General features: G+C 62.7%; 17 protein-coding genes. 12 read left to right on the top strand and 5 right to left on the bottom strand.

Translation table 11 applies throughout. The features are described 5' to 3' along the window. Window positions 1-190: 190 nt before the first annotated feature. Window positions 191-1300 carry a mannose-1-phosphate guanylyltransferase gene (locus tag D3I60_RS07310; protein WP_262775475.1) on the bottom strand — a complete coding sequence of 370 codons (1110 nt, stop codon included), beginning with the start codon at window positions 1298-1300 and terminating at the stop codon, window positions 191-193. 345 nt (window positions 1301-1645) lie between these two features. Between D3I60_RS07310 and sdhC the strand changes: the two genes are divergently transcribed. The 6 genes from sdhC (at window position 1646) to D3I60_RS07280 (ending at window position 7179) form a co-directional block, all read left to right on the top strand. Then, entirely contained in the window at window positions 1646-2023 is a 378-nt protein-coding gene (sdhC, locus tag D3I60_RS07305) for a succinate dehydrogenase, cytochrome b556 subunit (RefSeq protein WP_081770431.1), read from the top strand. Window position 2024: 1 nt separating this feature from the next. Then, the gene (locus D3I60_RS07300; RefSeq protein WP_025778711.1) at window positions 2025-2474 is read left to right on the top strand and encodes a succinate dehydrogenase hydrophobic membrane anchor subunit; all 450 of its coding nucleotides are present in this window, start codon (window positions 2025-2027) and stop codon (window positions 2472-2474) included. Window positions 2475-2483: 9 nt separating this feature from the next. After that, window positions 2484-4244, top strand: a complete 1761-nt coding sequence (gene sdhA, locus D3I60_RS07295) for a succinate dehydrogenase flavoprotein subunit (protein ID WP_262775474.1) — start codon at window positions 2484-2486, stop codon at window positions 4242-4244. Beyond that, window positions 4244-5032 carry a succinate dehydrogenase iron-sulfur subunit gene (locus tag D3I60_RS07290; RefSeq protein WP_101546859.1) on the top strand — a complete coding sequence of 263 codons (789 nt, stop codon included), beginning with the start codon at window positions 4244-4246 and terminating at the stop codon, window positions 5030-5032. The genes sdhA and D3I60_RS07290 overlap by 1 nt, the downstream gene beginning before the upstream one ends. A 372-nt stretch (window positions 5033-5404) precedes the next feature. Further along, window positions 5405-6631 carry a D-alanyl-D-alanine carboxypeptidase family protein gene (locus D3I60_RS07285; RefSeq protein WP_262775473.1) on the top strand — a complete coding sequence of 409 codons (1227 nt, stop codon included), beginning with the start codon at window positions 5405-5407 and terminating at the stop codon, window positions 6629-6631. 377 nt (window positions 6632-7008) lie between these two features. After that, on the top strand, window positions 7009-7179 hold the full coding sequence (locus D3I60_RS07280) for a hypothetical protein (protein ID WP_262775472.1): 171 nt from the start codon (window positions 7009-7011) through the stop codon (window positions 7177-7179). Window positions 7180-7408: 229 nt separating this feature from the next. On the opposite strand, the gene nrdF is transcribed toward D3I60_RS07280, so the two are convergent. The 4 genes from nrdF to nrdH form a co-directional block, all read right to left on the bottom strand. Then, window positions 7409-8380, bottom strand: a complete 972-nt coding sequence (nrdF, locus tag D3I60_RS07275) for a class 1b ribonucleoside-diphosphate reductase subunit beta (RefSeq protein WP_139908554.1) — start codon at window positions 8378-8380, stop codon at window positions 7409-7411. A gap of 145 nt (window positions 8381-8525) precedes the next feature. Next, complete coding sequence (nrdE, locus tag D3I60_RS07270; protein ID WP_259357927.1) at window positions 8526-10652, bottom strand: class 1b ribonucleoside-diphosphate reductase subunit alpha; 2127 nt, start codon at window positions 10650-10652, stop codon at window positions 8526-8528. A gap of 5 nt (window positions 10653-10657) precedes the next feature. After that, a complete protein-coding gene (gene nrdI, locus D3I60_RS07265; protein WP_262775471.1) occupies window positions 10658-11071 on the bottom strand; it encodes a class Ib ribonucleoside-diphosphate reductase assembly flavoprotein NrdI in 414 nt (137 codons plus the stop codon). Between the two features lie 2 nt (window positions 11072-11073). Then, window positions 11074-11319, bottom strand: a complete 246-nt coding sequence (gene nrdH / locus D3I60_RS07260) for a glutaredoxin-like protein NrdH (RefSeq protein ID WP_025778731.1) — start codon at window positions 11317-11319, stop codon at window positions 11074-11076. 702 nt (window positions 11320-12021) lie between these two features. On the opposite strand from nrdH, the gene D3I60_RS07255 reads away from it, so the two are divergent. Genes D3I60_RS07255 through D3I60_RS07230 form a run of 6 tightly spaced genes read left to right on the top strand, consistent with a single transcriptional unit; the run spans window position 12022 to window position 17254 of the window. Next, window positions 12022-13017, top strand: coding sequence for an AAA family ATPase (locus D3I60_RS07255; protein ID WP_262775470.1), 996 nt, complete (start codon window positions 12022-12024; stop codon window positions 13015-13017). 12 nt (window positions 13018-13029) lie between these two features. Further along, window positions 13030-13914 carry a DUF58 domain-containing protein gene (locus tag D3I60_RS07250; RefSeq protein WP_262775469.1) on the top strand — a complete coding sequence of 295 codons (885 nt, stop codon included), beginning with the start codon at window positions 13030-13032 and terminating at the stop codon, window positions 13912-13914. Then, window positions 13901-14353, top strand: coding sequence for a hypothetical protein (locus D3I60_RS07245; RefSeq protein ID WP_262775468.1), 453 nt, complete (start codon window positions 13901-13903; stop codon window positions 14351-14353). Before D3I60_RS07250 ends, D3I60_RS07245 begins: the two co-directional genes overlap by 14 nt. After that, a complete protein-coding gene (locus D3I60_RS07240) occupies window positions 14344-15318 on the top strand; it encodes a vWA domain-containing protein (protein WP_262775467.1) in 975 nt (324 codons plus the stop codon). Before D3I60_RS07245 ends, D3I60_RS07240 begins: the two co-directional genes overlap by 10 nt. Further along, entirely contained in the window at window positions 15315-16472 is a 1158-nt protein-coding gene (locus D3I60_RS07235) for a vWA domain-containing protein (RefSeq protein ID WP_262775466.1), read from the top strand. Before D3I60_RS07240 ends, D3I60_RS07235 begins: the two co-directional genes overlap by 4 nt. Then, window positions 16469-17254 (top strand): hypothetical protein, encoded by a 786-nt coding sequence (locus D3I60_RS07230; RefSeq protein ID WP_262775465.1) that lies wholly within the window; start codon window positions 16469-16471, stop codon window positions 17252-17254. Before D3I60_RS07235 ends, D3I60_RS07230 begins: the two co-directional genes overlap by 4 nt. Window positions 17255-17273: the final 19 nt, after the last annotated feature.

Raw genomic sequence — 17273 nt, 5'->3', positions numbered from 1 at the left:
CTCGATGTCATAAATGTGCCCATTGCGACCAATTTCGACATACTTCGCATCCTGCTTCCCGCCCTCGCCGAGGCGACCGCCCCCTTCATAGCCGCCCACCCCTGGCGCGCACGACCAGGTTGAGCTCCGTCCACACTTGCCGTGCCCGGCCAGGTTCGCATCCGTCCGCCCCCGGAGGCGGGCGTCAGGATCAGAGCAGTTCGTCGAGTCCGCGCTCACCGGCGACGGACACTGCCTTCTTCACATCCTGGGCGTGTGAACGGGAGGTGATGAGCAGGACGTCGTCGGTGTCGACGACGACGAGGTCCTCGAGTCCGACGATCGCCACCGTCCTCGGTCCTTCGGAGAACACGACTCCCGAAGCATCGACTTCGAGCAGGTCGGTGTTCCCGCCGATCGAGATCACTCCGCGCGGCTCCCCGGGAACCGGCTGGCGCAGTCGGGCCACCGAGTCGAAGTCGCCGACGTCGTCCCAGCCGAAGTCGCCGGGGATGACGATGACACGACCGGCCGCGGCCGCGGGCTCGGCCACCACATAGTCGATGGCTCGCTTCTCCAGTCCGGGCCACACTGCACTGACGACCTCGTCGTGGTCAGGGGTGTCCCAGGCCTCAGCGATTCGGGCCAGTCCCGAATAGAGCGGCGGGTCCTCCTCGGCGAGGATGTCGAGAAGGGAGGATGCCTTGGCGATGAACATGCCCGCGTTCCAGCGGTAGCGTCCGGAGTTCACATACTGACGAGCCGTGCTCGCCTCCGGCTTCTCCGCGAATGCCAGCGCCCGCCTGGCCGTGGGCGCCCCGTCGAGCCCGAGCAGCTCACCGGTCTCGATATAACCGTAGGCGGTGGCGGGGTTGCGGGGCATGATGCCGATGGTGACGATGTCACCGGTCTCCGCGGCAGCGACGGCCTGGTCGATGACGAGACGGAATTCGTCGACGTTCGTGATCGAATGGTCGGCGGAGAACGAACCGACGATGGCGTCAGGGTCCTCACGGGCGATGATCATGGCCGCCAGTCCGATGGCGGCGGCAGAGTCCTTCGGGGAGGGTTCGGTGATGATCTGGGCGCGAGCGATATGCGGCAGCTGCTCGGCGACCTGATCGAAGTGACTCTCACCGGTGACCACCCAGACCCTGTCTTCGCCGACGATCGGCGCGACCCGGTCCCAGGTGGCCTGGATGAGGCTGCGGCCGAGGCCGAGGACATCGTGGAGGAACTTCGGCGTCGCCCGGCGAGACAGCGGCCACAGGCGCGTTCCGGATCCGCCGGCGGGGATGATGGCGTGGAAGTGCGTGTTCACGATTTCAGTGTCTCAGAGTTCGGGCACACCTTCCCCGAGGTTGCCCGCCGTGTCGGATGAGCCGATCCCCAGGCATACGGTGGGGATCTCCCCACCTCAGAGCCGCCTCGGTGATGGTGCGCCTGAGTTCCTGGGCCGCCCAGGTCAGGACAGGAGCGCAAGAATTTAGAGCACACGACTGTGATGTAATTGAAATTTCGTGAGACGCGAAATCCCAGTTTTGAGGGAATTGCCAGGGTTGCGGTGTGATCCGGGACGCTCAGCTGTGTCTCGACTGGCACGGAAGCGGTCTTCGGCGTAGTTTCTAGACGTACACACCCGAATATTCAAGATGGAGGATGCTCCGTGGCCAAAGCGTCTACGGGCACTCTGTACCGAGGAAACGAAGGAATGTGGTCCTGGGTCGCGCATCGCGTCACAGGCGTCGGAATCTTCTTCTTCCTTCTGGTCCACGTGCTCGATACTGCACTCGTCCGCGTCTCGCCCGAGGCCTACAACGCAGTGATCGGAACCTATAAGACACCGGTCATGGCATTCGGTGAGATCGCGCTCGTCGCCGCCATCGCATTCCATGCGTTCAACGGTCTGCGCGTCATTCTCGTCGATTTCTCGAAGAGTGGCCCGAAAAATCAGAAGAAGCTGTTCTGGGGAGTCATGGTTGTGTGGCTCATCATCATGATCGCCTTCATTCCCCGCCAGCTGATGCACACCTTCGGAGGCTGACATGAGCACAACATCCATTCCGGCTCCGCGGACCGGCTACTCCCGGCACAAATCGACGCGTTCGAAGTTCGAGATGTTCGCATGGCTGTTCATGCGCATCTCCGGCGTCGTGCTCGTCATCCTCATCTTCGGCCACCTGTTCGTGAACCTCTGGGCCGGCGACGGCGTCCAGGCCATCGACTTCGGCTTCGTCGCAGGCAAGTGGGCCAGCCCGTTCTGGCAGATCTGGGATCTGCTCATGCTGTGGCTGGCGATGCTGCACGGCACCAACGGTCTGCGCACCATCATCATGGACTACTCCGAGAAGCCCGGCACACGCATGTCCCTGCAGGTGATCCTCTACATCGCTTCGGTCATCGTCATCGTGCTCGGCACGCTCGTCATCTTCACGTTCGATCCCTGCCCGGCCGGAGCGGACCCCTCGGTCCTGGCTGAGTTCTGCAAGGCCTAAAGGAGAAACATGCAGGTACATCATTACGACGTCGTCATCGTCGGTGCCGGCGGAGCCGGCATGCGTGCGGCGATCGAGTCGGGCCAGCGTGCCCGCACCGCCGTTCTCACCAAGCTCTACCCAACCCGTTCGCACACCGGAGCCGCCCAGGGCGGAATGTGCGCCGCACTGGCGAACGTGGAAGAGGACAACTGGGAATGGCACACCTTCGACACCGTCAAGGGCGGTGACTACCTGGTCGACCAGGACGCCGCCGAGGTGATGGCCAAGGAAGCCATCGACGCCGTCCTCGATCTCGAGAAGATGGGGCTGCCGTTCAACCGCACCCCCGAAGGCAAGATCGACCAGCGTCGTTTCGGCGGTCACACCCGCGACCACGGCAAGTCCGCCGTGCGCCGCTCCTGCTACGCCGCCGACCGCACCGGTCACATGATCCTCCAGACCCTGTACCAACAGTGCGTCAAGCACGGCGTGGAGTTCTACAACGAGTTCTACGTCCTCGACCTCCTCATGACCGAGGTCGACGGGGTCAAGCGTCCCGCAGGCGTCGTGTCCTACGAACTGGCAACCGGCGAGATCCACGTCTTCCAGGCCAAGTCGGTCGTCTTCGCCACCGGCGGTGTCGGCAAGGTCTTCAAGACCACCTCGAACGCACACACCCTGACCGGTGACGGCATGGCCGTGACCTACAACCGCGGAATCCCGCTGGAGGACATGGAGTTCTTCCAGTTCCACCCGACGGGCCTCGCCGGCCTGGGCATCCTGTTGTCCGAGGCGGCTCGCGGTGAGGGCGGAATCCTCCGCAACTCCGAAGGTGAGCGCTTCATGGAGCGCTACGCCCCGACGATCAAAGACCTCGCCCCGCGTGACATCGTGGCCCGTTCGATGGCCAACGAAGTGCGCGAAGGCCGTGGCTGCGGACCGAACAAGGACTACGTCCTGCTCGACCTCACCCACCTCGAGCCCTCACACATCGACGAGAAGCTGCCCGACATCACCGAGTTCGCCCGCACCTACCTCGGTGTGGAGCCCTACACGGAACCGGTGCCGGTCTTCCCGACCGCGCACTATGCGATGGGCGGCATCCCGACGAACATCGAAGCCGAAGTGCTCGCCGACAACGACACCGTCATCCCCGGTCTCTATGCCGCCGGTGAATGCGCCTGCGTATCGGTGCACGGTTCGAACCGTCTGGGCACGAACTCGCTGCTCGACATCAACGTCTTCGGCAAGCGCGCCGGCATCGCCGCCGCGGAATACGCGAAGACCGCCGAGTCCGTCGAACTGCCCGAGAACCCGGCGAACGACGTCGTCGAGATGCTCGAGAAGATGCGCACCTCGGACGGCACCGAACGCATCGCGGCGATCCGCAAGGATCTGCAGGACATCATGGACGCCAACGTGCAGGTGTTCCGCACCGACGAGACTCTGCGTGAGGCACTCGACGAGATCGCCAAGCTGCGTGAGCGCTACAACAACGTGGGCATCCAGGACCGCGGCAAGCGCTACAACCTCGATCTGCTCGAGGCCGTCGAGCTCGGCTTCCTGCTCGAGCTCGCCGAGGTCATCTCTGTCGCCGCCATCCACCGCAAGGAATCGCGTGGAGGACACTTCCGCGAGGACTTCCCGGATCGTGACGACGAGAACTTCATGCACCACACGATGACCTACCTCGATCCCGAAGCGGAGACCGACGGCATCAAGGGCATGCGTCTTGAGACGAAGCCCGTCATCGTCACCCGTTACCAGCCGATGGAGCGTAAGTACTGATGAGCACCGATACCACCCCAGAGCCAGCGTCGAAGATCGACCTGCCGACACACGTGTCAGGCGAAGGCGGGTCCATCCCGTCCTTCGACTGCACCTTCCGGATCGCTCGATTCGACCCCGAGGTCGATTCCGAGCCGCACTGGGAGGAATACAGCATCACGATGTACGGCACCGACCGTGTGCTGGATGCTCTCCACAAGATCAAGTGGGAGATCGATGGTTCGCTGTCCTTCCGCCGTTCCTGCGCTCACGGCGTCTGCGGTTCCGATGCGATGCGCATCAACGGCCGCAACCGCCTGGCCTGCAAGACTCTGCTCAAGGACCTCGACACGTCCAAGCCGATCACCGTCGAGGCGATCAAGGGCCTTCCACTCGAGAAGGACATGATCGTCGATATGGAGCCCTTCTTCCAGTCGTACCGCGAGGTCATGCCGTTCCTCGTCACCTCGGGACACGAGCCCACGCGTGAGCGCCTGCAGTCGGCCGAACAGCGTGCGGCCTTCGACGACACCACGAAGTGCATCCTCTGCGCTGCGTGCACCTCGTCGTGCCCCGTGTTCTGGACCGACGGCCAGTACTTCGGTCCGGCCGCGATCGTCAACGCGCACCGCTTCATCTTCGATTCACGTGACGAAGGCGGAGACATGCGTCTCGAGGTCCTCAACGACAAGGAAGGCGTGTGGCGCTGCCGCACCACCTTCAACTGCACCGAGGCCTGCCCTCGCGGCATCGAGATCACCAAGGCCATCGCCGAGGTGAAGCAGGCGATCCTGCAGCGCGCATTCTGATCGCGTCAGCCTGATCCGGACTGCAGCGGCCCCGCACCACACGGTGCGGGGCCGCTTTCGTCTGTCCCGACTGCACGGGAGCGGCCGCCTCGGTGGGAGGGGTGCTGCTTCGACAGCGCTCCAGCCGGATTTCGGCACACAGTTCTCTCAAATGCACAGTGAGGAACCTGAGCAGTCCGAAAGAATCTGTACCAAAAGCTCACTCGAGCCGAAGGGAGGGCACCTCTGCCGGCGGAGACGCCTCGGTGGAGACGCATCGGAGCGAGGTGTCACCACGGTGGGGACGACTCAGTAGGGATGCCTCGGTACTGGTTCGTCCCAGTGAGGGAATCCTGAGGATGAGCCGGTGGGGGCGAAAGTAGACTGGTGCGCATGCGTTTCACCGGCTCGACTGCTTCCTCACCACGGACTCTGCACCTGAGTGTCATCGGCATGGCCGCCGCCCTTCTGGTGCTCGCCGCTCAGCTCGTCCACTCCCCCGCTCCCGCGCAGGCGGTGCCCCAACCGGCGGAGTCGACGGCACCGGCCTATGTGAGTCCCGACGACCTCGGCGATGGGGCCAAGCCGCCGAAGCCGACGGGCGCCTCCTGGCTCGTGGGTGACCTCGACTCCGGCGAGCTGCATGTGGCGACGAACGTGGAGAAGCGCCACGCTCCGGCTTCGACGATCAAGCTGCTCACGGCCCTGGCGCTCGTCGACGAGTTCGATGACAAGAAGAAGAAGGTGACCGCCGAGTTCGAGGACATGCAAGTCGACGGGACGAAGGTCGGTCTCATGCAGACGAACAAGTACTCGATCGATCTGCTCTTCCACGCGATGCTGATGTCGAGCGCCAATGATGCGGCGAATGCTCTCGGTCGCGCAGCAGGCGGGCAGGCCAAGGCAGTGAAGCTGATGAATGAGAAGGCCGCGGAGCTGGGCATGTCGAACACGCAGGCGAAGAACACTTCAGGGCTGGATGCGAAAGGCCAGTACACGACCGCTGAGGACCTCATGAAGCTCGCGTGGGCGGTGTGCGAGGACGATTACCTGATGAAGGTCATCAGGACGGAGACGTTCAAGTTCCCGGGCGGGAAGAACCCGCAGACGAAAGAGAAATTCAAAGGCTACGAGATCCAGAACCACACGAAGATCGTCGGCCAGGTCGACGGCGGGCTGGGCCTGAAGAACGGGTTCACCCGGGCCGCGAAAGGCTCGTACGTGGCCGTGGCCGAGCGTGACGGGCACCGTGTGGTCGCGACGATGCTCGGCATCGACAATAACTCTCGCCAGGTCGCCAAGGACCTGCTCGAATGGGATTTCGCCCAGAAGGACCCGAAATCGCTGCAGACCGTTCCCGTAGGGGTACAGGCCACCGCCGAGGCGGATCCCACCGCCAACGGAACCTCGAGTGATGCCGGCGGTGCCGGATCGGATTCCAGCGGAGCGGTGAAAACTCAGGACTCAGACGAGTCGGAATCGTCGATGGCGGCCCAGTCCGTCGGTGTGGCACTGGAGAATCCACTCGCGCTCGGTCTCCTGGCCGGCGGAGTCGTACTGTTCGTTCTCACCGTGGTCCTGTGGTTGCGACTGCGAGCACGCATGCAGGGACGACGATAACCGAGTTCCAGGGCCGCCTCGGCGTGGGAGTCGGCGCAGGTGCCGGCGATGGAGTCGACGCGGTAGTCGGGGAGGCATTCACGAACACAAGTCGCGATCTCTGACGCCGAATGGACAACTCGAGCGTGGACGCGTTATGATTGTTCCTTGCGTTCGAAGTTGTCCGCATTCATCGAACCGATCGTTGCGTTGCTCCTGACGACAAGTTTTTGAAGTCGTAGGCCCCGATCATGGTTCGACTTTGCAGATGAATGTTCCGGACACTGTGTCTCTTCGAATCGCAGATCCCCATGGCGATCACCCAATCGCCGTATTGAGAACCTGAAGAATAGCGCGCGTCGTTGCCTGCTATTCACAACTGAAGAAAGGAGGAAACCATGTCTGAGTTCCCACAGTGGGTCCAGCGCGGACTCGCACACGCAGGAATGATCGATCCCCGGATCAGCCGTCAGGCCCCTGGTGAAATCACGATCGAGGATGCGACCGGCCGTATTGTGCTGTTCACTGGCACGTCGCTGCGTGAGATCACGCCGATGGCCGCCGCCTGATACGAACCTCGGTCACCCTGATCTGCAGGGATCAGCACGGCCCAATAGGGTCGGCCTGATCCTCACTGATCGAGAAGACGCCCACTTGCTGCCGGGTTTTACGCAGCAGGTGGGCGTCTCTCATTCACGGTCGCATCGATCACGGCACCACTCCCCTATGACAACGACCAACGGCCCGTCCGAGCGAGTGTGCTCGGATGGGCCGTATCCGCGTCTGTGGCGCGAGGACTCAGAAGTCCCAGTCGTCGTCTTCCGTGTTCTCGGCCTTGCCGATGACGTAGGACGATCCCGAACCTGAGAAGAAGTCGTGGTTCTCGTCGCTGCCGGGCGACAGAGCCGCGAGGATGGCCGGGTTGACCTTCGTGACTTCCTTGGGGAACATCGCTTCGTAACCGAGGTTCATCAGCGCCTTGTTGGCGTTGTAGTGGAGGAACATCTTGCAGTCCTCGGACAGTCCCACGGGATCGTAGAGATCGTGGGTGTAGGCGACCTCGTTCTCGTAGAGTTCGAACATGAGGTTCATCGTGTAGTCCTTGAGCTCCTGTTTGCGCTCTTCGGACTGCGACTCCAGACCCTTCTGGTACTTGTAACCGATGTAGTAGCCGTGGACGGCCTCATCGCGGATGATCAGACGGATGAGGTCAGCGGTGTTCGTCAGTTTGGCGTGCGCCGACCAATACATGGGCAGGTAGAAGCCGGAGTAGAAGAGGAAGGACTCGAGCAGCGTCGAGGCGACCTTGCGCTTGAGCGGATCGTCACCCCGGTAGTAGCTGAGGATGATATCGGCCTTCGACTGCAGGTACTTGTTCTCACGCGACCAGCGGAAGGCCTCGTCGATCTCCTTCGTCGAGCACAGGGTCGAGAAGATCGAAGAGTACGACTTCGCGTGCACGCTCTCCATGAACGCGATGTTCGTCAGCACCGCCTCTTCGTGCGGGGTGACCGCATCCGGGATGAGCGAGATCGCACCGACGGTGCCCTGGATCGTGTCGAGCAGGGTCAGACCGGTGAAGACGCGCATCGTCAGCGTCTTCTCATCGTCGGTGAGAGTCGCCCAGGACTGGATGTCGTTGCTCAGCGGGACCTTCTCCGGCAGCCAGAAGTTGCCGGTCAGGCGATCCCAGACCTCGTCATCGATCGGATCGACGACGCGGTTCCAGTTGATGGCATCGACATGCGATGCCAGAGTCAGATTCTCCAACGCTTTCTCTCTTCCCAAAGTGCTGTTCGTCGTAAGTACGTGCTGTCTGCGCGGCAGACGAAAGTCATGTGTGCGGGCCCAGCCGGCGGCTTGGGGCCCGCACGAGGCCGGCGGACCGATTCACATCGGTCCGCCGATTCCATCATCAGAGCATGCAGGAGACGCAGCCATCGACTTCCGTGCCCTGCAGAGCGAGCTGCCGGAGCCGGATGTAGTAGATGGTCTTGATGCCCTTGCGCCACGCGTAGATCTGCGCCTTGTTGATGTCACGAGTGGTGGCGGTGTCCATGAAGAACAGTGTCAGCGACAGCCCCTGGTCCACGTGCTTCGTGGCCTCGGCATACGTGTCGATGATCTTCTCGTAGCCGATCTCGTAGGCATCCTGGTAGTACTCGAGATTGTCATTGTCCATGAAGGGAGCCGGGTAGTACACGCGGCCGACCTTGCCCTCCTTGCGGATTTCGATCTTCGAGGCCACCGGGTGGATCGACGAGGTCGAGTTGTTGATGTACGAGATCGAACCGGTCGGCGGCACGGCCTGGAGATTCTGGTTGTAGATGCCGTGCTCGGCCACTTGAGCCTTGAGCTCGCGCCAGTCGTCCTGGGTCGGAATGTGCACGCCTGCTTCAGAGAACAGCTCGGTCACGCGAGCGGTGCGCGGCTGCCAGACCTCATCGGTGTACTTGTCGAAGTATTCGCCGGTGGCGTACTTCGACCGCTCGAAGCCGGCGAAGGTCTCACCGCGCTCCTTCGCGATCTCCATCGACGCCCGCACACAGTGGTAGGCGACGGTGTAGAAGTACATGTTCGTGAAGTCCAGGCCCTCATCGGAACCGTAGTAGATGTGCTCACGAGCGAGGTAGCCGTGGAGGTTCATCTGCCCCAGACCGATGGCATGCGACATGTCGTTGCCGCGGGCGATCGAAGGCACGGACTGGATGTTCGAGGTCTCGGCGACCGCGGTGAGTCCGCGGATCGCGGTCTCGATGGTCTGCCCGAAGTTGCTCGAGTCCATCGTCAGAGCGATGTTGAGCGAACCGAGGTTGCAGGAGATGTCCTTGCCGACGACGTCATAGCCGAGATCGTCGTCATACTTGCTCGGTTCGGAGACCTGGAGGATCTCCGAGCACAGGTTGGACATGATGATCTTGCCGTCGATCGGGTTCGCCTTGTTGACGGTGTCCTCGAACATCACGTACGGGTAGCCGGACTCGAACTGGATCTCGGCAAGAGTCTGGAAGAACTCGCGGGCGTTGATCTTCTTCTTCTTGATCGCCGCGTTGTCGACGAGCTCGGTGTACTTCTCGGTGACGTTGATGTCGGAGAAGGGCACACCATAGACGCGCTCGACGTCATAGGGGCTGAAGAGGTACATGTCCTCGTTGCGCTTGGCCAGTTCGAAGGTGATGTCCGGGATCACGACGCCCAGGGACAGGGTCTTGATCCGGATCTTCTCATCGGCGTTCTCGCGCTTGGTGTCGAGGAACTTGTAGATGTCGGGATGGTGGGCGTGCAGGTACACGGCACCGGCACCCTGGCGGGCTCCGAGCTGATTGGCGTAGGAGAACGAGTCCTCGAGCAGCTTCATGACGGGGATGACGCCCGAAGACTGGTTCTCGATCTTCTTGATCGGTGCACCGGACTCGCGGATGTTCGTCAGAGCGAAGGCCACGCCGCCGCCGCGCTTGGACAGCTGCAGAGCGGAGTTGATGGACCTACCGATCGACTCCATATTGTCTTCGATGCGCAGCAGGAAGCAGGAGACGAGCTCACCGCGCTGCTTCTTGCCGGCGTTGAGGAACGTCGGGGTGGCCGGCTGGAAGCGGCCGGCGATGATCTCGTCGACGAGCTGGGTGGCCAGAGTCTCGTCTCCGCGAGCCAGGAAGAGAGCGACCATGACGACGCGGTCCTCGAAGCGTTCGAGATAGCGCTTTCCGTCGAAGGTCTTCAGCGTGTAGGAGGTGTAGAACTTGAACGCGCCGAGGAAGGTCTGGAAGCGGAACTTCTGATCGTAGGCGCGCGTCGAGAGCTGCTCGATGAAATCGAACGAGTACTGCTCCAGAACCTCGGGCTCGTAGTAGTCCTTCTCGACGAGGTAGTCGAGCTTCTCCTTGAGGTTGTGGAAGAAGACGGTGTTGTTGTTGACGTGCTGCAGGAAGTACTGCCGGGCAGCCTGCTTGTCACGCTCGAACTGGATCCTGCCGTCCTCGTCGTACAGGTTCAGCATCGCGTTGAGCGCGTGGTAATCCAGATCCGTCTCTTCGCGGATGATGTCCTCTACATTGCGGTCTTCAGCGAGCTCGCGCACAGTTTGTCCAATCCTAGGTTGACAGCGTCGACATCTTCCTGAGTGCCCAGGAGTTCGACTCGATACATGAGGGGTACTTGACACTTTGCCGCGACCTTGAAGGCCGCGCGGCAGTAGTCCATGCCGAAGTTCGTGTTTCCGGCGCCGATGACACCGACCAGATAGCGCCGGTTCTCTTCGACATTGAGGAACTTGATGACTTGTTTGGGAACAGCCCCACGATTGCGACCGGCCCCATAGGTGGGGGTGACGAGAACGAATGGCTCATCCACTCGCAGCGTCGGCTCCTTGGTCAACGTCGGCAACCGCACTGCCGGGTGACGCAGCTTCGCGACGAAGCGGTGCGTGTACTCGGAGTTGGCGGAGAAGTAGACCAGCAGCATTGTCAGGCCACGACGGACGCAGACTGTTCGCCGGTCAGGGTGGCGATCTTGTCCGGACGGAAGCCCGACCAGTGATCGTTGTCGGTGACGACGACGGGAGCCTGCATGTAGCCCATGGCCTTGACGACGTCGAGGGCGTTCTCGTCGACGCTGAGATCCACCGACTTGTACTTCAGGCCCTTGGCGTCGAGAGCACGGTAGGTGGCGTTGCACTGGACGCAAGCTGGCTTGGTGTACACGGTGATCATGACGACTCCTTCATTCTGCTGTGCAGTTCGGCATTCTGATGGCTGTGACCGTGTCCCGTCAACTGCTCGATCATGATGAATATCACGAGGCGCAGACTCAGGGGTGACCACTAGATGTTGTGTTCGGGTTAGACCTTACCCCTATATCCAGTGTTACACCAGTGTCATTTGCAGGTTCCACACCCTGTGTCATCACCGTCCACAATCGTCCACAGGCTGTGAACGACAATCATGTAGTTCGATCACCTGCGCGGACGCTGGGATCGGCGGCTTCAGGACCGATTTTCGACCCGTTCTCCACCTCCGTTTTCCACCGCTTTCCACAGGAAAAATTTTTGCCTGTGGGCATGTCGCGGAGTCCACGACCGACGATTCCGAACTCCTTCGTGCGGCACCGACCACGTCGGCGCGGAGGCGATCATCACAGCACCTCCTCACATCCGTCCGTCGGTTCCATCGACGCTACAGCCCGGTCCTGACACGAGATGGCCGCACTGTGAATGGCAGGTGACGGACGGAGGCACGTCGGACACGGCGCTGCTCTGTGTGTCAGCACTGCAACGTTCCCGGCTGTTGCGTGTCAGTGCCAGCCAATATGCTGGAGACCACAGAAACGCATCAGACGGCGTGGCTGAACGACCACAGTGACACCGAAAGACACGTGGCATCGATGCACCAGTGACACCGAAAGACTGAGGGACCATGACGACAATGGCACCGGCGAACACGCAGGAGATCGCGCACGCACAGGCGATCCTCAAGGCTCTGGAGTCCTACCTCGACCATTTCGTCGTCGGGCAGCAGCGCCTGCGCGAATCCCTGCTCATCGGACTTCTCTCCAGCGGTCACCTGCTGCTGGAGAGCGTGCCGGGGCTGGCGAAGACCACGGCGGCCGCTGCTCTGGCCAATGCTGTGGACGGCAAGTTCTCCCGCATCCAGTGCACCCCGGATCTGCTGCCGGCCGACATCATCGGTTCGCAGATCTACAACGCACACGAGGGGTCGTTCAACACCGTGCTCGGTCCCGTGCATGCGAACATCGTCCTCCTCGATGAGATCAACCGGTCGTCGGCGAAGACCCAGTCGGCGATGCTCGAGGCCATGCAGGAGAAGCAGACGACGATCGGCGGCAAACGCTTCGACCTCCCCCGCCCCTTCCTCGTCATGGCCACGCAGAACCCGATCGAGCAGGAGGGCACCTACCAGCTGCCCGAAGCCCAGCTCGACCGGTTCATGATCAAGGACCTGCTCACCCACCCGAACCCCGGCGAAGAGGTCGAGATCCTCTCCCGCCTCGACTCCGGGGTCTTCGACAAGGACTCGGTTCCCGATCCGGCCTGCTCGCTCGACGATGTCGTGACCATGCAGAGCTACGCCCGCACCGTCTACATCGATCCGGCCATCACCCGCTACCTCGTCGAACTCGTTCACGCCACCCGCAATACGACGAAGTACCTCGGCCGCTTCGCCCCGTTCATCGAATACGGAGCCAGCCCGCGTGCCTCCATCGCGTTCACGAACGCCGGCCGGGCACTGGCGATGATCCGCGGCCGCAACTACGTCATCCCCGAAGACATCAAGGACCTCGCCCACAGAGTGCTGGCCCACCGCATCCAACTCAACTTCGAAGCCGCCGCCGAGAACATCACGAGCGCCCAGATCGTCGATGCCCTCCTCATGGCAGTGCCCACTCCCTGATCGGCCTCCACGATGACTGTCCTGCTCAACCGAATCAAGGCGCGGATGACCATCCACGCCCATCGGCGGACCCGGCGCCTCCTCGACGGCGACTACTCCTCGGTCTTCCACGGCCACAGCCTCGACTTCGACGACCTGCGAGACTACATCCCCGGTGACGAGATCCGCGACATCGATTGGAAAGCCACCGCCAGACACACAGAGCCCCTGGTCAAACGCTATGTCGCTCACCGTCGGCACATCCTCGGCCTCGTCGTCGACACCTCCCGGAACTTCGACGCCGTGACCTCTGCCGGAGCCGACAAACGCCACCTGGCCATCCTCATGGCCGGGATGGTCGGCTACCTCGCCGTCCGCCACGCCGACGACGTCATGCTCATCCACGGACATGCCAGTCACACCACCGCCTCCCCGCGGAAAGGCAGCGAGGCCCATCTCGAGCACCTCCTGCAGCAGATCCTCGCCGAGACCGGCAGCGACTCCCCCGGGTCGATCAACACCCAGCTGCAGTGGATCACCAGCCACATCAACCATCGGATGCTGCTGGTCGTCATCTCCGATCAGGCTCCGCTGGGACCGGAGGCCGAAGCGACGATCCGTCGGCTGCGCGCCCAACATGAGGTCCTGTGGATCACGATCACCGACGCGGACCTCGCAGGACTGCCGTCCGCCTCGGCGCCGTTCGACGTCGCCCGACCCGACCATGGGCTGCCGACCTCGGTGATGACGAAACCCGAGGTCCGACAGGAATTCGCCCTAGCCGAGGCGGCCCGCCGTCAGCAGCGCATCGACCTTCTCGCCAAGCTGGGCATCGCCCACATCGAAATCGACCATCCGAAGTCGGCCCTCGGCCGACTGCACACTCTTCTGCTGAGGCACCGCCGTGGGCCCCGCTGAACTCATCGGGCCCCTGGAGGTCTCACCGGCGTGGTACGTGGCAGCCTGCTTCGTCCTGCTGCTGGCGTGCGGAAACCTCTTCGCCCCGCTCTTCCGCGCCGCCGCCGGAGTCGCCGCAGCGGACGGACCGCGCATCCCGATTCCCGTGCGCAGCACCTACCTCACCCGCATCAGCGCCGTGGAGACGGGCCTGACCGCAGAATCGGCGGACGTGCGCGAATCGGCACAGCAGCTGGCGACGATCGTGCGCGAATTCGCCCATGACGCCTGGGGCGTCAAAGCCGAGCACCTGACCTACCGCGATGCGGCAGTCGCCGGTCTCGACGACCTCGCGCAGTGCCTGCTCGGCCTCTACGAGGCGGAGTTCGCCGAGGCCGAACCGGCCGGTCTGCAGCCTCAGATCGCCGAGGCCCGGAAGTTGGTGGCGCGATGGTCCTGATGTTCTGGTGGCTGGCGCTCATCCTGCTGGCCCTCGCCGCAGCCGCAGTCTTCTGGTTCCGCCGTCCGAAGTCGACGGAGTCCTCTTTGGCCGTGGCCCACAGCGGGCGGATGACGAGCCTGCCGAGTTTCCGCAGGGCCATGCGCAGACGACTGGTGACCACGGTCGCCCTCCTCGGAGTCATCGTCCTCACCGGGCTGTCAGCGCTGGCGGGAGTCGCACGTCCGGCTTGGGTGGAGACGGTCAACCCGGAGCGGAAGATGCGCGATGTCATGCTCTGCCTCGATGTGTCCGGGTCGATGCTCGGCTACGATGCCGATCTGCTCGAGTCCTACCAGGAACTCGTCGACCGCTTCGACGGCGAACGCATCGGCCTGACCGTGTTCAATGCCACCGCGGTCTCCGCATTCCCGCTCACAGACGACTACGACATGGTCCAGAACTACCTCGCCGAGGCCGAGGAGGGGTTCCGCACCTGGGGCGCAGAGGGCACCGACTATTCGTGGTCGACTTCGCCCCCGAACATCGGCGGCTCCTCGCTCATCGGCGACGGGCTCGTCAGCTGCGTCGACAACTTCGACCGGCAGGACGAGGACCGGTCCCGGTCGATCATCTTCGCCACGGACAATATGCTCGCCGGTGAGCCGCTCTTCGAGCTCAACGAAGCCGCCGATATCGCCGTCGACGCGAAGGTCCGTGTCTACAGTCTCTCCCCTCCCTCGGTGCTGACGACCACTCAGACGAAGGAGCTGCAATCCGTGTCCGACCGTACCGGCGGCGAACAGTTCGACATGGGTTCGGCCTCGACGATCGACCGCATCGTCGAGGAGATCCAGAGCCAGGAAGCGGCGAACACCCCCGGCCGTTCGTACACGATCGTCCACGATATGCCGGTGGTTCCGCTCGCACTCGCCGTATTCGGCCTCGCCGGAGTGTTCGTACTGGCGTGGAGGACGAAATCATGATCTTCGATCCCGTCTTCACCTGGTTCGGCTGGGGCTTCATCGTCCTCGCCCTGCTCACTGTGTGCATCATCCCCGCCGTTCGCGGCGACGGAGCACGCTGGAAGTGGTTCGCCCGCATGGGTGTCGTCGCCGTGCTCGCCATAGCACTGGCACGCCCCGGCATCCCCATCAAATCCTCGACCGAGGAGTACGAGGCACGAGCCGATGTGTACTTCGTCGTCGACGTCACGACGTCGATGGCCGCCGAGGATTTCGACGGGGACGACACCCGCCTCGAGGGAGTCAAGAAGGACATGCTCGAACTCGCCGACGCCTTCCCCGGCACCCGGCTGAGCATCATCACCTTCGCTTCGACCGCAGCCACTGTGATGCCGCTGACGACCGATCACGCAGCCTTCGCCTCCGCCGTCGACGTCCTCGAACCCGAATCATCCATGAATTCCAGAGGCTCATCGATCACCGAGGCCGGTGAAGAGCTCGATAAGCGGATGACCTCGAACGATGAGGACCGTCCGGAGAACAAGAACGTCGTGTTCTACTTCGGCGACGGTGAGCAGACCGTATCGGAGAATCCGGAGTCGTGGTCGCCCTTCGCCTCCCGCATCGACAGCGGCGCCGTCTTCGGATACGGCACCGATCAAGGCGGGAAGATGCGCGACAGCCAGCCTTTCGGCTACGGCTCCGGTGTCGGTGATCCCGGCAATGCGCCCGGCATCGGCGACCCCGATGACCCAGATGACGATCAGGCACCTCCCGAGTACATCCAGGACCGCAACGGCAATCCGGGAATCTCGAAGATCGACGAGGGCAACCTGCGCCAGATCGCCTCGGACCTCGGCGTCGACTACCACCACCGCGACGGAAACGGCGCGATCTCCAGCGTCTACACCGCCCCGAAATACGATCAGGCCCTGGTGAAGAAGGACGGCCGGGTCACCGTCGACGAATACTATTGGGTCCCGCTCATCCTCGTCTTCGCGTGGATCGCCGTGGAGCTCGTCTTCGGTGTCCGCGAATACCTTCGCCTCAAAGCGATCACCCCCAAGCGCCCTCGCCGAGGCGGCCCACCCGGACCGTACGGTCCCGGTGGTCCAGCCGGTCCCAGCGGATCGGTTCCCTACCAGGCGGTGCCCCACCAGGGAGGTCCGCGATGAACCGCCTGCAGAATCTGTGGTCACGGCTGCGTCGGATCACGAAGATCAACCTCATCCTCGGTACGATATTCGCCCTGGTGTTCGGCTATATCGCCATGGCCACATACTTCGGAACCGCCTCGCAGGTCAGATACACCTCGAATGACTTCCCCGGTGCCAAGAAAGCGGCAACGGCGTTCCTACGGGTCAGCCCGTTCCAACGCCATATCGGCTACTTCAACCGCGGCACCGCCGAGGCTGCCGTCGGCGACTTCGATGCGGCCCAGACCGATCTCGAAGCCGCCTTGGAGATCGCTCCGACCTCGGCCGAATGTGCTGTGCGGATCAACCTGTCCTACGTCTATGAGAAGCAGGCAGATCAGATCGCCTCGCAGGACCCCGACCAGTCGCAGGAACTCTACGACCGGTCGCTGAAGACCCTCGAAGACGCGCCTGAGGAATGCCAGCCGAAGAAGAGCGAAGAGAAGCAGAAGAGCAGCCAGGCGAAGGAACGCGTCGAGGACAAGAAGCAGGGCGAGAAGGCCAAGGACGAGGGAACCGACGACAGCGAGTCCGAGGACGAGGATTCGCAGGAAAAGGACTCCGGGGACGAGAAATCCTCCGGAGATGAAGGCCAGGACCCTGGGGAAGATGAGGAGAAGCCGGACGATTCCTCAGGTAAGTCCGAACGTGAGAAGAAGCGGGACGAGCTTGAGAAGCGCCGCGAGGACTCCGAACGACAGCAGCAACAGCAGGGCCCCGGCGGCGAGGGAGGCAGGTCGACCCCGGAGAAGCCCTGGTGATCCTCGTCGAGGCCGTCTG

Source organism: Brevibacterium permense, assembly GCF_025506275.1.
Taxonomy (GTDB): Bacteria; Actinomycetota; Actinomycetes; order Actinomycetales; family Brevibacteriaceae; genus Brevibacterium; species Brevibacterium permense_A.
This window is presented reverse-complemented; position numbering and strand designations above follow the sequence as displayed.

What these genes read in the sequence shown, in the direction of transcription:
- D3I60_RS07290 (WP_101546859.1), top strand. Translation starts at nt 4,244, where the DNA reads ATGAGCACCGATACCACCCCAGAGCCAGCGTCGAAGATCGACCTGCCG.
- D3I60_RS07285 (WP_262775473.1), top strand. Translation starts at nt 5,405, where the DNA reads ATGCGTTTCACCGGCTCGACTGCTTCCTCACCACGGACTCTGCACCTG.
- D3I60_RS07235 (WP_262775466.1), top strand. Translation starts at nt 15,315, where the DNA reads ATGATCTTCGATCCCGTCTTCACCTGGTTCGGCTGGGGCTTCATCGTC.
- D3I60_RS07255 (WP_262775470.1), top strand. Translation starts at nt 12,022, where the DNA reads ATGACGACAATGGCACCGGCGAACACGCAGGAGATCGCGCACGCACAG.
- D3I60_RS07280 (WP_262775472.1), top strand. Translation starts at nt 7,009, where the DNA reads ATGTCTGAGTTCCCACAGTGGGTCCAGCGCGGACTCGCACACGCAGGA.
- D3I60_RS07300 (WP_025778711.1), top strand. Translation starts at nt 2,025, where the DNA reads ATGAGCACAACATCCATTCCGGCTCCGCGGACCGGCTACTCCCGGCAC.
- D3I60_RS07230 (WP_262775465.1), top strand. Translation starts at nt 16,469, where the DNA reads ATGAACCGCCTGCAGAATCTGTGGTCACGGCTGCGTCGGATCACGAAG.
- D3I60_RS07250 (WP_262775469.1), top strand. Translation starts at nt 13,030, where the DNA reads ATGACTGTCCTGCTCAACCGAATCAAGGCGCGGATGACCATCCACGCC.
- sdhA (WP_262775474.1), top strand. Translation starts at nt 2,484, where the DNA reads ATGCAGGTACATCATTACGACGTCGTCATCGTCGGTGCCGGCGGAGCC.
- D3I60_RS07240 (WP_262775467.1), top strand. Translation starts at nt 14,344, where the DNA reads ATGGTCCTGATGTTCTGGTGGCTGGCGCTCATCCTGCTGGCCCTCGCC.
- nrdI (WP_262775471.1), bottom strand. Translation starts at nt 11,071, where the DNA reads ATGCTGCTGGTCTACTTCTCCGCCAACTCCGAGTACACGCACCGCTTC.
- nrdH (WP_025778731.1), bottom strand. Translation starts at nt 11,319, where the DNA reads ATGATCACCGTGTACACCAAGCCAGCTTGCGTCCAGTGCAACGCCACC.